Genomic DNA, 16,776 nt, shown 5'->3' with positions numbered 1-16,776 from the left:
GGACGGTCCCGCCCGGCGCTCGTGACGCCGGGGCGGGTCGCTGTGGGGGCCCGGATCGAGGATCAGACCGGGGTGACGCCGTGCCGACGGCGGGAGAAGTGCCGGTCCTTCGTACGCGCCGCCGCGAACCGACGGACCAGCTCGGTGCGCAGGTCCTGCGGCTCGACGATGGCGTCCACCACCAGCTCACTGGCGAGGCGGACGACGTCGATGTCCTGCTCGTACTCGGCCCGCTTCGCGGCGACGAAGGCGGCCCGCTCGTTCTCGTCCGCGATGGCGGCGATCTTGTTGGCGTAGACCGCGTTCACGGCGGCCTCGGCCCCCATCACCGCGATCTTCGCGGTCGGCAGCGCGATCGTGGCGTCCGGCTCGAACCCGGGACCGGCCATGGCGTAGAGGCCGGCGCCGTACGCCTTGCGGACCACCACGCAGATCTTCGGCACCGTCGCCTCGGAAATCGCGGTGATCATCTTCGCGCCGTGCCGGATGATGCCCTGCTTCTCCACCACGCTGCCGACCATGAAGCCGGGTACGTCGCTGAGGAACAGCAGCGGCACGTTGAACGCGTCGCAGAGCTGCACGAACCGGGTCGCCTTGTCGGCCGAGTCGACGAAGAGCACGCCGCCCTTGAACATCGAGTTGTTGCCGATGACACCGACGACCTGGCCGTCGAGTCGGCCGAAGCCGATGGTCAGCTCCTTGGCCCAGAGGGCCTGGATCTCGAAGAAGGAACCCTCGTCGAGCAGACCCTTGACGTAGCGCCGCATGTCGAACGCCTGCCGCTCGCTGGGCGGCACGAGCGCGGCAAGGTCGGCCTTGGCCGGCGCGGCGACGGCCGGGGCGGTCGGCGGCGCCTGCGTCCAGTTCGCCGGGAGGTACGACAGGTAGGTCTTCACCACGTCGAGGGCGTCGGCCTCGGTCTTGCAGAGGAAGTGCCCGACCCCGGATTCGGCGGTGTGCACCTTGGCCCCGCCCATCGCCTCCAGGGTGGTCTTCTCGCCGGTGACCATCTCGACCATCCGGTCCGAGCCCAGATACATGCTCGCGTTGCCGTCGACCAGGGCGACCACGTCGCAGAACGCCGGAATGTACGCCCCTCCGGCGGCGCTCGGGCCGAACAGCGCGCACACCTGCGGGATCGAGCCGGAGGCGCGCACCTGGTTCCAGAAGATCTTGCCGGCGCCACGGCGGCCGGGGAACAGGTCGACCTGGTCGGTGATCCGGGCGCCGGCCGAGTCGACCAGGTAGACCATCGGCACACCGGCGCCGTACGCCCGCTCGATGATCCGAATGATCTTCTCGACGGTGCGGGCGCCCCAGCTGCCGGCCTTGACGGTGGAGTCGTTGGCCATCAGGCAGACCTGTCGGCCGTCGATCGTGGCGGTGCCGGTGACCACCCCGTCGGCGGGCAGCCCCTCGGCCATCGTGTTGGCATAGAGGCCGTCCTCGACGAAGGAGCCCTCGTCGACCAGGAGCGCGACCCGCTCTCGCGCGAACAGCTTGCCCTTGGCCGCGTTGGCCGCGTGGTACTTGTCCGCGCCGCCGGACCGGGCCCGCTTGCGCAGCTGCTCCAGTGCCTCACCGTCGAGCGTCACGCCGACTCCCTCGCCATAACGACCTGAACGATCGTTAGGCTAGCGCATCGGCACGACCGTCGGCGACCCACGGGCGAATCAGACGGCGAAGCTTGGCGCAAGACATTGAAAAAGATGAATGCTTATCGCTAGGCTCCTGACACCCCTCCCAGATCGGAGTCAGCGATGACCTCACGACTCAATCGGCTCGCGGTCGCGTTCCTCGCGACGGCACTCGCCACCCTCGGCGTCACGGTCGCCAACCCGTCGCCCGCGTCCGCCGCCATGACCATCTGCTACAACACCAGCCAGGCGGGCAGCTACGCCAGCGTCGCCAACCAGGCCGCATCGATCTGGAACAACGCCACAGTGAACCTGACACTCTCGGCGAACTGCGGCTCCAACCTCCGGATCTACCGGATCACCGGCGGCGGCTCGTACGCCCAGCGGACCAGCCTCGGCAACGGCCGGGTCTACATCGACACCCAGCAGGCCGCCCAGTACAGCGTGCTGCGGATCATGACCCACGAGATCGGGCACATCCTTGGCCTGCCGGACAACTACAACGGGAACTGCGCGCTGCTGATGTCCGGCGGCAGCGCCGGCACCAGCTGCACCAACGCCTACCCCAGCTCCGCCGAGGCGAGCCGGGTGAGCAACCTCTTCGCCGGCACGTTCAGCGCCACCGACCGCAGCGCGGACATCTTCCGCGACAGCTGGCCGAGCGCGCTCACCTCCGTGAGCTGATCGACCTGGCACGTGGAAGGGGCCGGCGCACGCGCGCCGGCCCCTTCGTCGCGTCCGAACCGCTCAGCTCGGCATCGGCGTCAGGCGGGTACGCGGGCCCGCCCGCAGCACGCCGGACGGGAGCTTCTTGCCGAGCAACTCCTCGGCCAGCTCCGCCGCCTCGATCAGGGCCGCCAGGTCGATGCCCGTGTCGATGCCCATGTCGTGCAGCATGTGCACGGCCTCCTCGGTGGCCAGGTTGCCGCTCGCTCCCGGCGCGTACGGGCAGCCGCCCAGGCCACCGACGCTGGCGTCGAACTCGGTCACCCCCAGCTCCAGCGCGGTCAACAGGTTGGCCAGCGCCGTACCCCGGGTGTTGTGGAAGTGCAGCAGCACCGGCACGTGCGCGTTGCGGTCGCGTACCGCGGTCAGCAGCTCGCGGACCCGGCGTGGGGTGCCCATGCCGGTGGTGTCGCCGAACGCGACCCGGTCCGCGCCGTCGCGGACCACCCGGTCGACGATGCCGGCCACCCGCGCCGGGTCGATGTCACCCTCGTACGGGCAGCCGAAGCTGGTCGCCACGATCACCTCGACCTGCGCGGACGCGCCGTGCAGCAGGTCGATCAGCTCGGCGATGTCGTCCAGCGACTCGTCGGTCGACCGGTTGACGTTGCGCCGGTTGTGCGTGTCGCTGGCGGAGACCACCACTTCGATCTCGGTGAAGCCGGCGGCGAGGGCCCGCTGGGCGCCCCGGGTGTTCGGCACCAGTGCCGAGTACCGCACCCCGTCGGCCTTGACCGCCCGCTGCCACACCTCGTCGGCGTCGGCCATCTGCGGGATCGCCCTGGGGTGCACGAACGACACCGCCTCGATCCGGCGTACGCCGGTGCCGGAGAGGGCGTCGAGCAGCCGCACCTTGGCGTCGGTCGAGATCGGGTCCTCGTTCTGCAACCCGTCCCGCGGCCCGACCTCACGGATGGAGACGGAATCTGGCAGTTGACTCATCGGTCACCTCGCTGTGACGTCGGATCGGGACAGCATGTCGGCCCCTTTGCTCTGCTGCCCTATGTGCGACGGCTACTGTCCGTCATCCGGACAACCGCTGTCGCCTATAGGTAAGCAGAGCAAAGGGCGAACGAACCAGTCCTGCCTCCCCGCAGGGGCGACGGCCTGGCCGGTCAGCGCATTCGGGAGACGATGCCCGTGTCGTAGGCGCCGGAGAGGAACTCTTCGTTGGTCAGGAGCTCGGCGAAGAAGGGGACGTTGTTCTTCGGGCCCTCGATCTGGAAGGCGGCGACCGCGGCCTTCGCCCGCTCCAGCACCTCGTCACGGGTGGCGCCGCTGATGATGAGCTTGGCCAGCAGGCTGTCGTAGAACGGCGTGACCGTGTTGCCCTCGGTGTAACCGGAGTCGACCCGCACACCCTCGCCGGTGGGCTCCACCCAGGTCCTGATCACGCCGGGGCCGGGCAGGAAGCGCTTCGGGTCCTCGGCGTTGATCCGCAGCTCGATGGCGTGACCGCTCGGCGCCAACGCGTCCGGGTCGAAGGTCGGCGCCAGCCCGGACGCCACCCGCAACTGCTCCTCGACCAGGTCGACGCCGTAGACGTACTCGGTCACCGGGTGCTCCACCTGAAGGCGCGTGTTCATCTCCAGGAAGAAGAACTCGTTCGTCTCCGGATCGAGCAAACACTCCACGGTGCCCGCGTTGCGGTAGCTGACCGCCTCACCCGCGCGCACCGCCGCCGCCAGGAGGCGAGATCGCAGCTCCGGCGACACCGCCGGGGACGGCGACTCCTCGACCAGCTTCTGGTTGCGTCGCTGCACCGAGCACTCCCGCTCGCCGAGCGCCACCACCCGGCCGTCGGCCAAGCCGAGAATCTGCACCTCGACGTGCCGCACCCGGGGGAAGTACCGCTCGATCAGCACCGAGCCGTCGCCGAACATCCGCTCGGCGAACGCGCGCACCTTGTCGTACTCGGTGCGCAGCGCGGCCTCGTCGACGGCGACGCCCATGCCCATGCCGCCGCCACCGGCCGCGGCCTTGACCATCACCGGGTAGCCGATCCCGGCGGCGGCGGTCACCGCCGCGTCCAGGTCGGCGGCCGGGTCGGTGGTGCCGGGCGCGACGGGAACGCCGGCGGCCGCCATCAGGTTCCGGGCATTGATCTTGTCGCCCATCGCGGTGATCGCGTCCGCGTCGGGCCCGACCCAGATCAGGCCGCTCGACTCGACGGTACGTGCGAACTCGGCGTTCTCCGACAGGAAGCCGTAACCGGGGTGGATGGCCTGCGCACCTGTCGCCTTCGCGGCGGCGAGGATCGCCTCGGCGTTGCGGTAGCTCTGCGCCGGGTTCGGCGGGCCGATGAGAACGGCCTCGTCCGCCTCGGCCACGAACGGGAGGTCGGCGTCGGCCTCCGAGTACACAGCGATCGCGCGGATGCCGAGCCGCTTGGCGGTCCGGATGATCCGGCGGGCGATCTCGCCCCGATTGGCGACCAGCAGTGACTCGATCATGTTTCCTCCCGGCGTCCGGATGGTGGGACGGTAGTCAGGGAATCATGACCGACGGGCTTCTGACGAGTCGGGTTCAGGCGAGCGAGTCGGCCTCAGGCGAGCAGTGCGGCCAGGGTCGCGCCGCGCAGCAGCTCGGCACGGCGTCGGCGGTCCACCTCGCCACCGAGGAACGGGGTCGAGTTCATCAGACCGAACGCGGCGTGCGCGAGCACCCGAGCCTCACCGTCGGGCATGCCCGGGTGCAGCGCGGTGAGCACTGTCACCCACTCCTCGACGTAGAGCCGTTGCAGGCGACGGATCTGCCGTCGCGGCTCCTCCGGCAGGCGATCCAACTCGTGCAGGTGCAACGCGATCACCGCCGGGTTGGCCAGCGCGAACTCGACGTGGAAGTCGATCAGCGACTCCAGCACACCGCGCGGGTCGTCCGGGCGGCCGGCGGCACGTTCCCGCCCACCGGCCAGCAACCCGTCGCTGACCGGGATCAGCGCGGCGGCCAGCATGGCCTCCTTGCCGGCGAAGTGGTGGTAGAGCGCCGGACCCGTGACCCCCGCCGCCGCACCGATGTCGTCCATCGACACACCGTGGTAGCCACGGGCGGCGAACAGACCGACCGCGATCTCCAGGATCTCGTCCTTGCGGGACCTGCGCCGGCCCGCGCCCGCCGCACCCCGTGCCTGCTGCTCCACCGTCACCGGGCAAGCGTAGACCGCGACCTGACCACGGGGGGCCGCTGGTTACCCAGCGATTGGGCACACCTCGGCGCGCTCAGTCGTCGTCCGGATCGAGGTCGTGCTCCGTCCGCAGCGCGGCGGCCTCGGCTGGCCGGTCCAGCAGATCCAGGGCACGGGCCAGCAGCCAGGCTGTCTGGCGGACCGGCCGCGAGTCGGCCGGCAGCCCACCGAGGACACGCCGCAGCAGCGGCTCCGCCTCGGCCGGCCGGTCCAGTCGAAGCAGCAGCTCGCCGGTGAGACCCTCCACCTGGGCGGCCTCACCGAATGCCTCGATCGACCGCAGCTGGTCGGGCACCCCGGTGAGTCGCGCCAGCGCCTCGTCCAGCCGGCCGTCGGCCGTCAGCACCCGCGCCCCGGCCTCGGCCGCCATCGCCAGCTCGTACGTCACCGGTGGCTCGGCCTGTCCGGCCAGCGTCGCCGCCAACTCGTCCACCTGCTCGACGGCCCGGATCGCCGCCGGCCGGTCGTCGGCCCAGAACCAGGCGTACGCCTCGCGCCGACGCGCCCGCAGCTCGTCCAGTGGCATGCCGCCGAGCCGGTACGCCGTGGCGGCTGAGGCGAAGCGCTCTGCGCCGGCCGCGTCCCGGTCCGCGTCGTAGAGGATGTCGCCGGCCTCCTCCAGCACCTGCGCCCGATACGGGAGGTTGTCCGGACCATTCAGGTTGTCGGCCAACTGCCCCAGCAGGGTGAGCGCCGGATCGATCTCGCCGAGACCGGCGTACACGCCGGCCAGCAGGTGCCGGCAACGGTCCGCCTCGGCCTGGGCGCCAAGCCGGTCGAGACCGAGGACGGCCTCCTCGGCGACCTCGGCCGCCTCGCCGAGCCGACCCACCATCCGGTACGCGTTCGCCAGCTCCCACCGCAGGAACGCGTCTCCCTCGGCACCCCGCTCCACGCAGAGCGTCACGGCCTCGACGAGGTCGTCCACCGCGTCGGCGGCCCGGCCTGCGGCGAGCAACGCGCGGGCTCGGGCGACGCGAACCGGCAACTCCGCGTCCGCGGGTGCAAACGGCAGTGCCTCGTCGCAGGCGGCCACCGCCTCGGCCGGGTCGTCCACCGTTCGGGCGTACGCCAGGCAGGCCGCGGTGACCAGCTCACCGACGCCCAGTTCCCGGCCGATCCGACGGGACTCGTCGGCGGCGGCGCGTGCCTCCTCGACACGGTCCGTCTGCTCCAGCAGGTGCGCCCGGTGCAGTGCGACCCGGGCAGCCAGGTATGGATCGCCACCCGCGTCGGGCGGCACCCGGTCCAGCGCCGCGAGCGCGTCGGCCCAGCGTTCCCGGTGCAGCAGCGCCAACGCCACCCGGTCGTGGGCGGCGGCCCGCTGCCGGGCGTCGCCGTCCCGGTCCAGCACCTCGGCTGCGTTCTGGACCAATGCCAACCCCTCGTCGGCGTCGTCGTCGGACCGGGTCAGCAGCACGCCGAGCCGCCCGGCGATCACCTGGGCGGACAACTCCTCGCCCGCCGTCCGGTACGCCTCCAGTGCCGCTCGGCTCATCTCGATCGCGCCCGGGATGTCGTCCTCGTCGCCGCGCCCGGCCGCCCGCAACGCCAACCGGTGGGCGAGCGTACGCGGGGGCAGGTCGGCCGAACCGAACCGCTCGTCGTAGGCGGCCAGCACCGCTCGGAACGTGGCCGGGTCGTGCCGACCCCAGCTCTGCTCGGCGAGGTTCAGCAGCTCGTCCGGCCCGGCGTCGGCGGGCACCGGCACGGCGGTCGGCACGGCCATGCCGGATCGCACCACGTTGCCGGTCGCCGCAGAGGCCCTGCTCGTGGGAGTGGTCGGCTCGCCCTCGGTCGGGCGTGGCGGGCGACGGCGGACGCTCGCGGACAGCGGCAGGTGCTCGCCGCGCGGCCGCACAGCGAGCCGGCGGGCGATCCACTCCGACTGGTGGGTGGTGCCGTTGCGGGCGTCGAAGCGCTCCGCCAGCCCGGTCGCGGTCCGTGTCAGCTCGTCGGCGAGCACCAACGCCGACACCTCGCCGGCCGGTCGGCCCTCGGCAGCCCGGCGGTACAGGGTCGCCTCACCGCTCTGACCGGCCTGGCGCAGCGCTGCGGCGGCCGTCGCAGCGAAGTGCATCGCGGCGGCCGGCGACGGTGCCCGGTCCAGCCAGTCCAGGTGCCGTTCGACCAACTCCACCGCCCGCGCCTCGTTCCCGGTCAACGTGCAGAACTCGACGTGGTCGCCGATGTCCCACAGGTCGGCGAGGTTGCCGCGCAACCGGCGGTACGCCTCCCGGTGCGCGTCCCGCGCCGACTCGGCCCGCCCGGTCCGCAGGTACGGCAGGAGCAGCGCGGTGAGGATCGCCTGCGGCTGCTCGTTGCACGTGAGCCGGCCGGCGAGCACCGGCTCGGACAACGCCACCGCCTCCGCGTCCCGCCCGGTGTCGGCGAGGTAGTTCACCTGGCTCGTCGGGTCACAGCCGGCGCAGTCGGAGAGGGCGTCGCGCGGGGTGGTCTGCCAGAGCCGGTACCAGTGCGCGGCCGCCTCGGTGTCGCCCACGTGGTTGGCGACCCGGAACCGATGCTTGTGGACGGTCTGCAGGCTGTGCCCACCGGCCCGGTAGCGGCGTTCCATGTCGTCCAGCACGGCGTACGTGCGGTCGAGTGGCACCTCTGGGAAGTTCAGCAGGCCGTTGACCATGTACTTGAAGTGCCAGAGCAGGTTGTGCAGGTGCCGCTGGTGGTAGGGCTGCGGATCCTGGTCGAACTCGGACAGGCACCAGGAGAAGGTCACGAAGGACTTCGCCGGCTCGCCGCCGTAGATGTAGCCGGTGGTGGCCTGCATCCGGGTGACGAAGGCAAGGTGTCGGTCGTCGGTTGCGTCGACCCGACGCAGCAGCTGCTCCAGCGCGGCGATCTGCCCCGCCCCGTACGGCATGTCGGCGATGCCGCGCAGCACCCGCCACAGATCCTCGTCGCTCACGTTCACTCCTGTCCCGGCACGGCCCGGCCGAGCAGGCCGAGGAAGGAATCGTTCAGCAGGGCCACGTCGGCCGCGCGGATCGGATGGTGCCCGAGCAGCAGCGCCTGCCCGTAGAGCGCCTCGATGGCGAGCCCCACCAGCTCCGGGTCGGCCAGCGCGGTGACGCGGCGGACCAGCGGGTTGCGGTGGTTGAGCACCAACTGCGGGCGGTCCGGTGGTGCGGTGGAGGCGAGCGCGTCGAGGACCCCGCCCCACAGTTCGTCGGCCCGGTCCCGGCTGGCCGCGAGCTGGTCGTTGAACGCCGCCGACCTGCTGACCAGGTAGAGCGCGGGCAGCGACACCGGGTCGTACGCCCGGATCACCACCTCGCAGCCGGAACGTTCGACGGCCCGCTGCGCGGCGCTGAGGAACGGCCGCAGCGCCAGCTCCACGTGCGGGTCGAGGCTGTCGAAGCGGGTCGTGAGATCGCTCGGTTCCAGACGCTCGATCAGCACCGAGCGGTCCACCGCCGGCAGCCGCTCGATCAGCTCGGTGTCGTACGTGTAGCCGCCGTTGACCACCGCCAGATCCTGTGCGGCAGCCACCGCGGCGAGCTGGCGGAACTCGTCCAGACTCGCCGCGTAGCGGAGCACGCCGTAGCGCTCCCGGAACTCGGCGAGGGTGAGCGTGCCGACGTTGGTGTCCATCGGCCACCACCGGTCGACCAGCTGGAGCATCTCGTCGTCGTGCAGCGCCAGCGCCTTCACACCCAGGTGGTGCACCTGGAGGAACTCGGCCAGCCGGTGCGGGTCGTGTCGCGCCAGCCGGACCAGCCAGCCGCGTATCTGGTCACCGAGCGCCTCCCGGGTCGCGGTCAGCAGGGTGTCCTCGTAGAGGGCTTCCCGGCTGGCGGTCGGGCGCAGCTCGGTGGCGTCCACGACGCAGTGCGCGAAGAACGCCCAGTCCGGCAGCAACCCGTCGGCGTGCTCGGTGAGCAGCATCCGCTTGAGGTAGACCCGGTGCCCCGCACGGGCCGCCGGGTTCACCGGGGTGGGCAGGATGACGGCGACACCGGTCAACCCGGCTTCCGGCACGGTCAACGGCAGCACGTCGAACGGGTCGACGCCGAGCGTCTCCCGGGCGTACGCGATCAGCGCCGCCCGGTCGACCGGCGCGCCCGGCGCGGTCGGCCACGGCGGCTCACCGGTGGTGGTGACCACGTCGCCGACCCGGACGGTGACCGGCAGCAGCGAACCGAAGAGGCGGGCCAGGTCGGTGACGGTCGGTGTGGTGAACCACTGGTCGGCGTCGCGGCGGGGCACCAGCGTGACGGTGGTGCCTGGTTCGGCGCGGGCGGCCTCCGGTGGTGCCAGGCTCACCGCGTACCGGCCGTCGGCGTAACCGGTCCAGCGGACCGTGGGGTGTTCGCCGTTGCGGGTGAGCACCTGGATCTCGTCGGCGACCAGGAAGCAGGAGAGCAGGCCGATGCCGAACTGGCCGAGGAACTCGTGCCGGGAGAAGCCGAGATCGTCCCTCTTGGAGCTGCGACCGATGGTGGCCAGCAGCTCATGCACCTGCGCCTCGGTCAGGCCGATACCGGTGTCGTGTACCCGCAGCGTGCCGTCGCCGGTGATCTCGGGAGTTTCGATGCGGACCAGGGCTGGCGCGTCCGGCTCGGTCGAGCGCCGCGCGGTGATCGCGTCCACAGCGTTCTGCAGCAGCTCTCGAACGTAGACCCGCGGGCTGCCGTAGAGGTGATGGCTGAGCAGGTCGACCACGCCACGAAGGTCGACCTGGAAGGTGTGGTCCACGCGTGTCTTCTCCCCCGGTCCCGAAATGCCGGCGCCCACCGTACCGATGATCACCGACACGCGCGTCCCCCTTTCGCCCGGCGGCTTGACCCTCGACCCGGTCGAACCCGCACGGTCACCGGATGACCTCCTCAGCTCTGGGCCGGGACTTCCGGCTGCTCTGGTCCGCCGCCGTCTCGTCGCGGTTCGGAGACGCACTGCGTACGCCGGCACTGGCCCTGCTGGCGGCGACAGTGACCCGCGACCCGCGGGTCATCGCGGCAGTCACCGTGGCCGGTCAGTTGCCGCCGTTGATCTTCGGTCTGCTCGGCGGTGTGTACGCGGACCGCTGGGACCGTCGTCGGACGATGGCCCTGGTCGACGGCATCCGTGCCGTCGTGGTGGCGGCACTGGCCGTGACCGTCGCACTCGACCGCGTTGGTGTCCTGGTGCTGCTGGTCGCGGCATTCCTGCTCGCCACACTGGGGACGCTCTTCGACTCGGCCTCGTTCGCGCTGCTCCCCGCGCTGGTGCCACCGGACGCGCTGCCTCGGGCGAACGGTCGACTCCAGGCGGGGTCGGCGGTTGCCGGCGGTTTCCTCGGGGCGCCGGCCGCCGGTGTCCTCTTCGCCGTCGCCCCGGCCCTCCCGTTCGCCCTCGACGCCGTCACCTTCGCCGCGGCGGCGCTGCTCGTGCTGGCCCTCACCCCCACTCCCGTCGCGAGCGTGCAGGCGCGGCCCGGCACTCGACGCGGGTCGGTGTGGGGCGAGATCGTCGAAGGATTGCGCTGGCTGCGTGCCCACCGGACCCTGTGGCGGGTCACTCTGCTCACCGCCGCGAGCAACCTGGCGATCAGCGGGATCATGGCGGTGCTGGTGCTCTATGCGCTGGACGTGCTGCGGGTGCCGCCAGCCGGCTACGGGCTGTTCGCCGCCGCCGCGATCGTCGGGGGCCTGGTGGGGGCGCTCGGGTCCGGTCGGCTCGCCGCCCGACTCGGCACGGTGCCGGCGCTGTGCGTGGTGCTCGCCGCGGAGACCGTGGCGTTGACCGGGTTCGCGCTGGCCCGGCATCCGGTGCCGGGCGGCTTCGCGTTGGCCGTCTTCGCCGCCGGCACTGTGGTGTGGAACAGCCTGTGGGCGTCGTACGGGCAGCGGAACGTGCCGGCCGGGCTGCTCGGCCGGGTCGGATCGGCCCAGCGGATGGTCGGCCTGCTCACCGCCCCGATCGGTGCGGCGCTCGCCGGGCTGGCCGCCGCCGCGTACGGGACGGTTCCGGTGGCGGGTGCGGCGGCCGGCATCTTCGCGCTGGTCACACTGGCCGCGTGGCGGACACTGCGGCCGGTCGACCCGCCCGCGGGTGCCCAGCCGGTGCCGGTCGCACGAGACCTGATCTCCTAGCCTGGCGTGTGTTCCCGGTGGGACAGCCCGGACAGGCGCAGCGCGATCCGTCGGCGCCACGGTGGCACGGCACCGAGCAGCCGCAGCAGCACGTCACGGGCCGGCCGGCGGGCCGGGGAGACGGTGGCCAGCCGGGTCAGCCCGGCGGCGAAGCTCAGCACGTCCTCGGCCATCGGCCGCTGCCGGGCGGTGTAGTCGTCGAGCAGCGCGTCCGGACCACCGTCGAACACGTCCGCCAGCGCGGTGCCGAGTGCGACCGCGTCGCAGATACCGAGGTTCATGCCCTGCCCGCCGGCCGGGCTGTGCACGTGCCCGGCGTCTCCGGCCAACAGCACCGGCCCGGCTCGGAACGTGTCGGCGATCCGGTGATGCACCCGGAACCGGGAGCCCCAGAGCACCTCGGTCACCCGGTCGGGGCGTCGCGACGGACCACGCTCGTCGAGCAGCGCCTGGAGGTACGCCTCGTCCGGCTCGGCCGGGGCCGTCGCCACGGCGGCGACCAGTCGGACCACCCCGTTCGGGAGCGGGGCCCAGATCAGCGGCCCGGAGCGGGCGAGGAAGAGCGCCGCCTCGTCTCGGGGCAGAACGCTTCGCACCCGTACGTCGGCGAGCACGAAGGACTCCTCGTCGCTGGGGCCGGTGAAGCCGATGCCGACCAACTGGCGGACGGTGCTGTGCAAGCCGTCCGCGCCGACGACGAACCGGGCGCGCAGCGTCTTTCCGTCGACCTGCGCGAGCACCCCGTCACCGGTGGTGGTCAACCCGGTCAGCCGGCAGGGCCGTCGCACCTGGACGCCGAGTTCGGCCAACTGCCCGGCGAGCACCGCCTCGGTGACCGACTGGGAAACCAGCAGCGCGTAGGGGAACCGGGACGGCAGCTCGTGGAACGGCACCGACAGCAGCACGCGGTCCCGGTCGCGCACTGTGAAGCGCGGCGTCCGCACCCCCTGGGCGTCCAGCGGCGCCGCAGCGCCGATCCGGTCCAGCACCTCGAGGGTGTACGCGTGCACGACGGCCGCGCGGGAGGTGATCGGCGGTTCGGCGAGTTGGTCCAGCACTGTCACCTCGATCCCGCGCCGGGCCAGCGTCAGCGCGGTGGCGAGGCCGGTGGGGCCTGCGCCCACCACCAGGACGTCGGTGCTCGTGGGCAGCATGGCCACCTCCAGAAGACCGTTGCCAACATCTGTTGGCAAACACTTGTTGGCGACGCTAGAGGCCAGTCGATTGCATGTCAACAGGTGTTGGCCTACGGTCGTTGACATGACAGCGTCTGCCCAACCGGCCTCTCCCCGTCGCTCGGACGCCACCCGGGCGGCGATCCTGCGCGCGGCCCGGGAACGGTTCGCGGCGGACGGCTACGAGCGGGCCACGATCAGGGCCATCGCCGCCGACGCCCAGATCGACCCGTCGATGGTCATGCGCTACTACGGCAGCAAGGAGGGGCTCTTCGCTGCGGCGGCCGAGTTCGACCTCCGACTGCCCGACCTGTCCGCGGTGCCACCCGAGCAGCTCGGTGAGACGCTGGTCCGGCACTTCCTCACCCGCTGGGAAGGCGACGAGACGCTCGTGGCGCTGCTGCGGGCCGCCAGCACCAACCCCGGTGCCGCCGAACGGATGCGCGGCATCTTCGCCGACCAGCTCACCGCGGCCGTGGCCACGTTCGGCACCGACCCGACCATTACCGCCCGACGCGCCGGCCTGGTGGCCAGTCAGATCCTCGGCCTCGCCTACACCCGGTACGTCGTCCGCCTGCCGCCCATGGTGGACACCACACCGCAGGACCTGGTCTCCTGGGTCGCGCCGACCCTCCAGCGCTACCTGACCGGAACGCCGGAGAGCTGACCCAACCTTTTCCCCCTTCCCGTGCGTCTGCCAGGTGACGCGCATCGCGACGGCCGGAAGGGGGGCGGATGGCAGCCACGAGAAGCGACGGACGCGACGGCTACCTCGCCTTCGTGGAGTGCCACCAACACCGGCTGCTGCGCGCGGCCTACCTGATCTGCGGCAACCGGCACCAGGCCGAAGACCTGCTCCAGGACGCCCTGCTGAAGCTCGCGCTGCGCTGGTCCTCGGTCCGTGACGGCGACCCCTCCGCGTACGTGCGGGCCATCCTCTACCGCGATGCGGTGTCGTGGTGGCGTCGCCGACGGCGGGAATGGCTCAGCGCCACACCTCCCGAGCAGGTGGCCCACGACCGGGACGGCGCGTTGCGGCTGACACTGCACGACGCGTTGGGCCTGCTGCCACCACGGCAGCGGGCCGTGCTGGTGCTGCGCTACTACGAGGATCTGACCGAGGTCGCCACCGCCGAGGCGCTCGGGGTGACCGTCGGCACGGTGAAGAGCCAGTGTCACGCGGCGCTGCGCCGACTCCGCGAGGTCGCTCCGGACCTGGCCCGGGATGCCCGACCGAGCCAGCGCCCCGCCGACCTGGCCAACGGCCTGGAGGTGAACCCGTGAACGAGCAGGACCTGCGTCAACTGCTGACCGTCTGCGTCGAGGACGTCCGGCCCAGTCACCCCGCGGTCACCGGCTGGGAACGGGCCCGGCGCACTCGGCGTACCCGCCGGGCCGTCGGCGCGGTGGCAGTGGCCGTGGTGCTGGTCGGTGGCGGCACTGTCGCTGCCCTGCGACCGCCCGCCAACCCACCGCCGGACCACTCGGTGGCGCCGACCGTCGCGGCCAACCACGCCGGGCCGGTGGTGCGCGCCCCCGCCGAGCTGACCTTCCCGCCTGATCCGCTGGCCCGACTCGGTGACCCGGCTACAGTGCCCCTCTCCGCCCGACCGGTCCAGCGGGCGCTGGCGCTGTTCCAGCCGTTGGACAGCGAGGAATACCGTGCGGACGGTCCCGTCCGGGTGCTCGGGGACGACGGTGTGGTGCGCAGTCTCGACGTGGTGACCCCGGCCCCCACCCGGGACTCGGGCGGCAACCAGGCACCCGCGGTGAAGGCGGGAGTGCTCTCGCCGGACGGCCGGTCGGCCGCGTTCGCGCAGACCAATGAGCTGATCATGGTCGACCTCACCACGGCGACCGTGCGCCGCATCCCCCTCGAGGGCTACCTGGAAATGGTGGTCTGGGCGGGCGACCGGGTGCTGGTCGGCGGCGACGGCCGGACGTACGCGGTGGACCGGGCCTCCGGCGCGGCCAGCCAGCTCGACGTCTCGCTCTGGGACCTGGTCGCGCCCGACCCGGCGGCCGGTCGCGAGGCGGCGCTCGTCGAGGTGAGCGGCATGCGGGACAACCTGACCCTGCGCAGCCGTACCGCCCGCGAGGGCACGGTTCGTTCCGAACAGAAGGTCACCGGCGGCCCGCTACCGGTGCCGTACCAGGTCAACGAGTTCTACGGCCGGGGCTGGCTGCACGGCGAACGCCTGGCCCGCTCGGCGTGGATCACCAACAGCGAGATGGACGGTGCCGAGGGGGTGGCCGTGCTGGATGCCCGGACCGGTGCGGTGGCCCACATGCTCGACCTCGGCCGCGACCGGTGGAAGGGTTGCTGCGAGGTGCTGGGCTGGGACAACCGGGGTGCCGTCCTGCTCCGCCTGCAACCGGGCGGCCTGGTGCGCTGGCACCCGGAGACCGGCGAGGTCACCGGCGTGGTCCGCGACCTGACCGGCACGGTGGCACTGGCCGGCTGAGCCCTCGTCCCCGCGCCGCCGGGTGGTCGCGCGGGGACAGGGCTGGCCAGCTTGGTCAGGCGGCGAGGCCGCCGGGCTGATCGCCCTTGACGACGGGTGCCCGGACCAGGTTGCCCCACTCGGTCCACGAGCCGTCGTAGTTGCGCACCTGCGGATAGCCCAGCAGGTGCCGCAGGACGAACCAGGTGTGGCTGGACCGCTCACCGATCCGGCAGTACGCGATCACGTCGTCGTCCGGGCTCAGCCCGAGCTGGTCGGCGTAGATCGCCTTCAGCTCGTCGGCGGACTTGAAGGTGCCGTCCTCGTTGGCGGCGGACTTCCACGGCTTGCTGACCGCACCCGGGATGTGCCCGCCACGCAGTGCGCCCTCCTGCGGGTAGTCCGGCATGTGCAGCGTCTCGCCGGTGTATTCACTCGGCGACCGGACGTCGACCAGCGGCCGACCGGCGGCGATGTGCGCCATGACCTGCTCACGGTAGGCGCGAAGCGGCGCGTCGTCCCGCTGCGGCACCGGGTAGTCGGCGCGGGGGCGAGCCGGCTTGTCGCGGGTCACCTCGCGGCCCTCGGCGATCCACTTCTGCCGGCCGCCGTCGAGCAGTCGCACGTCGGCGTGGCCGAAGAGCGAGAAGACCCAGAGGGCGTACGCGGCCCACCAGTTGAAGTTGTCGCCGTAGAAGACGACGGTGTCGCCCCGGCCGATGCCCTTCGCGGCGCACAGCTCGGCGAAGCTCTTCGCGTCCAGGTAGTCCCGGGTCACCTGGTCGTTCAGCTCCAGGTGCCAGTCGACCTTCACGGCACCGGGGATGTGGCCGGATTCGTAGAGCAGCACGTCCTCGTCGGACTCGACAACGACGAGGCCCTCGTCGCCCAGGTGCTCGGCCAGCCACTCGGTGGTGACCAGCCGTTGCGGGTCCGCGTACGACTGGAGGCGGGGATCAGGATCGCTCGGCACAGACATGATCCCCAAACTACGCCGCGACACGACCGGACGGCCCGCCATCGAGGATCGGGGGGCACAGATGTGGTGCGGGGAACGTTGACAGTGCCGTTCAGGCGCGGCGGTGGACGATTCGCCCGGCGACCACGGTCACCAGGCAGACACCGTCGACACCGTGGACCGCAAGGTCGGCGCGTCCGCCCGGAAGCAGCACCGCCGACACCGCGGCGGGCAGCACCAGCAGGTCACTCCTGTCGACGGCAGCCCGCAGCAGCGGGTCGGTCAGGTGCTCGGCCAACACCGCCGTCACTCCGTTGCGCAGCAGCGCGTGCACCCGCTCGCGTGGGGTGGGTGCCGCCGGCAGCGGGCCGTCGTGCAGGAGACCCGGCCCCAGGGTGCCGGGCCATCGGCGGACCCGAACACCCGGGTACGCCCCACTCAGCTCGGCCAACGGTCCGACGGCCTCGATCCGGTCGCCGCCCACCAGGACCGCGTGCTCCGGCAGCGCCTCGCCGACCCGGTCGCGCCACAGCAGCGGCGCGGTGTGAAGGGTGAGCACG

Annotated in this window: 14 protein-coding genes; 5 read left to right on the top strand and 9 right to left on the bottom strand. The window is 72.1% G+C overall.

Annotated features, from left to right (window positions below):
* Positions 1–62: 62 nt before the first annotated feature.
* Positions 63–1,595, bottom strand: a complete 1,533-nt coding sequence (locus tag FBZ33_RS31305) for an acyl-CoA carboxylase subunit beta (RefSeq protein WP_141912004.1) — start codon at positions 1,593–1,595, stop codon at positions 63–65.
* Between the two features lie 165 nt (positions 1,596–1,760).
* On the opposite strand from FBZ33_RS31305, the gene FBZ33_RS31300 reads away from it, so the two are divergent.
* Complete coding sequence (locus FBZ33_RS31300) at positions 1,761–2,321, top strand: snapalysin family zinc-dependent metalloprotease (protein WP_088950833.1); 561 nt, start codon at positions 1,761–1,763, stop codon at positions 2,319–2,321.
* Between the two features lie 63 nt (positions 2,322–2,384).
* Here FBZ33_RS31300 and FBZ33_RS31295 read toward each other — a convergent pair whose 3' ends face one another.
* The 5 genes from FBZ33_RS31295 to FBZ33_RS31275 all read right to left on the bottom strand — a co-directional run bounded on the left by FBZ33_RS31295 (position 2,385) and on the right by FBZ33_RS31275 (position 10,263).
* A complete protein-coding gene (locus FBZ33_RS31295; RefSeq protein ID WP_185755542.1) occupies positions 2,385–3,296 on the bottom strand; it encodes a hydroxymethylglutaryl-CoA lyase in 912 nt (303 codons plus the stop codon).
* A 182-nt stretch (positions 3,297–3,478) separates the two neighbouring features.
* Positions 3,479–4,816 carry an acetyl/propionyl/methylcrotonyl-CoA carboxylase subunit alpha gene (locus FBZ33_RS31290; protein ID WP_088950831.1) on the bottom strand — a complete coding sequence of 446 codons (1,338 nt, stop codon included), beginning with the start codon at positions 4,814–4,816 and terminating at the stop codon, positions 3,479–3,481.
* Positions 4,817–4,908: 92 nt separating this feature from the next.
* On the bottom strand, positions 4,909–5,508 hold the full coding sequence (locus FBZ33_RS31285) for a TetR/AcrR family transcriptional regulator (protein WP_088950830.1): 600 nt from the start codon (positions 5,506–5,508) through the stop codon (positions 4,909–4,911).
* Positions 5,509–5,581: 73 nt separating this feature from the next.
* Positions 5,582–8,473 (bottom strand): tetratricopeptide repeat protein, encoded by a 2,892-nt coding sequence (locus tag FBZ33_RS31280; RefSeq protein WP_141912001.1) that lies wholly within the window; start codon positions 8,471–8,473, stop codon positions 5,582–5,584.
* A 2-nt stretch (positions 8,474–8,475) separates the two neighbouring features.
* Positions 8,476–10,263 (bottom strand): HSP90 family protein, encoded by a 1,788-nt coding sequence (locus tag FBZ33_RS31275; protein ID WP_141911999.1) that lies wholly within the window; start codon positions 10,261–10,263, stop codon positions 8,476–8,478.
* Between the two features lie 122 nt (positions 10,264–10,385).
* On the opposite strand from FBZ33_RS31275, the gene FBZ33_RS31270 reads away from it, so the two are divergent.
* A complete protein-coding gene (locus FBZ33_RS31270; protein WP_141911998.1) occupies positions 10,386–11,639 on the top strand; it encodes an MFS transporter in 1,254 nt (417 codons plus the stop codon).
* On the opposite strand, the gene FBZ33_RS31265 is transcribed toward FBZ33_RS31270, so the two are convergent.
* Positions 11,636–12,793, bottom strand: coding sequence for an FAD-dependent oxidoreductase (locus tag FBZ33_RS31265; RefSeq protein WP_141911996.1), 1,158 nt, complete (start codon positions 12,791–12,793; stop codon positions 11,636–11,638). The genes FBZ33_RS31270 and FBZ33_RS31265 overlap by 4 nt on opposite strands.
* A 106-nt stretch (positions 12,794–12,899) precedes the next feature.
* On the opposite strand from FBZ33_RS31265, the gene FBZ33_RS31260 reads away from it, so the two are divergent.
* The 3 genes from FBZ33_RS31260 to FBZ33_RS31250 all read left to right on the top strand — a co-directional run bounded on the left by FBZ33_RS31260 (position 12,900) and on the right by FBZ33_RS31250 (position 15,279).
* On the top strand, positions 12,900–13,481 hold the full coding sequence (locus FBZ33_RS31260; protein WP_141911995.1) for a TetR family transcriptional regulator: 582 nt from the start codon (positions 12,900–12,902) through the stop codon (positions 13,479–13,481).
* 68 nt (positions 13,482–13,549) lie between these two features.
* Positions 13,550–14,098 (top strand): SigE family RNA polymerase sigma factor, encoded by a 549-nt coding sequence (locus FBZ33_RS31255; RefSeq protein WP_141911993.1) that lies wholly within the window; start codon positions 13,550–13,552, stop codon positions 14,096–14,098.
* Positions 14,095–15,279, top strand: a complete 1,185-nt coding sequence (locus tag FBZ33_RS31250) for a hypothetical protein (protein ID WP_141911991.1) — start codon at positions 14,095–14,097, stop codon at positions 15,277–15,279. Before FBZ33_RS31255 ends, FBZ33_RS31250 begins: the two co-directional genes overlap by 4 nt.
* 55 nt (positions 15,280–15,334) lie before the next feature.
* Here FBZ33_RS31250 and FBZ33_RS31245 read toward each other — a convergent pair whose 3' ends face one another.
* Both FBZ33_RS31245 and FBZ33_RS31240 read right to left on the bottom strand, forming a co-directional pair.
* Positions 15,335–16,237 (bottom strand): sulfurtransferase, encoded by a 903-nt coding sequence (locus FBZ33_RS31245; RefSeq protein ID WP_141911990.1) that lies wholly within the window; start codon positions 16,235–16,237, stop codon positions 15,335–15,337.
* A 91-nt stretch (positions 16,238–16,328) separates the two neighbouring features.
* Positions 16,329–16,775: a hypothetical protein gene (locus tag FBZ33_RS31240; RefSeq protein WP_141911988.1), complete on the bottom strand. Its 447-nt coding sequence runs from the start codon at positions 16,773–16,775 to the stop codon at positions 16,329–16,331.
* Position 16,776 lies beyond the last annotated feature (1 nt).

The sequence above is a fragment of the Micromonospora sp. A202 genome, from assembly GCF_006715105.1.
Lineage (GTDB): Bacteria > Actinomycetota > Actinomycetes > Mycobacteriales > Micromonosporaceae > Micromonospora > Micromonospora zamorensis.
The sequence above is the reverse complement of the archived record's forward strand: the minus strand, read 5'-3'. Positions and strand labels throughout refer to the sequence as shown.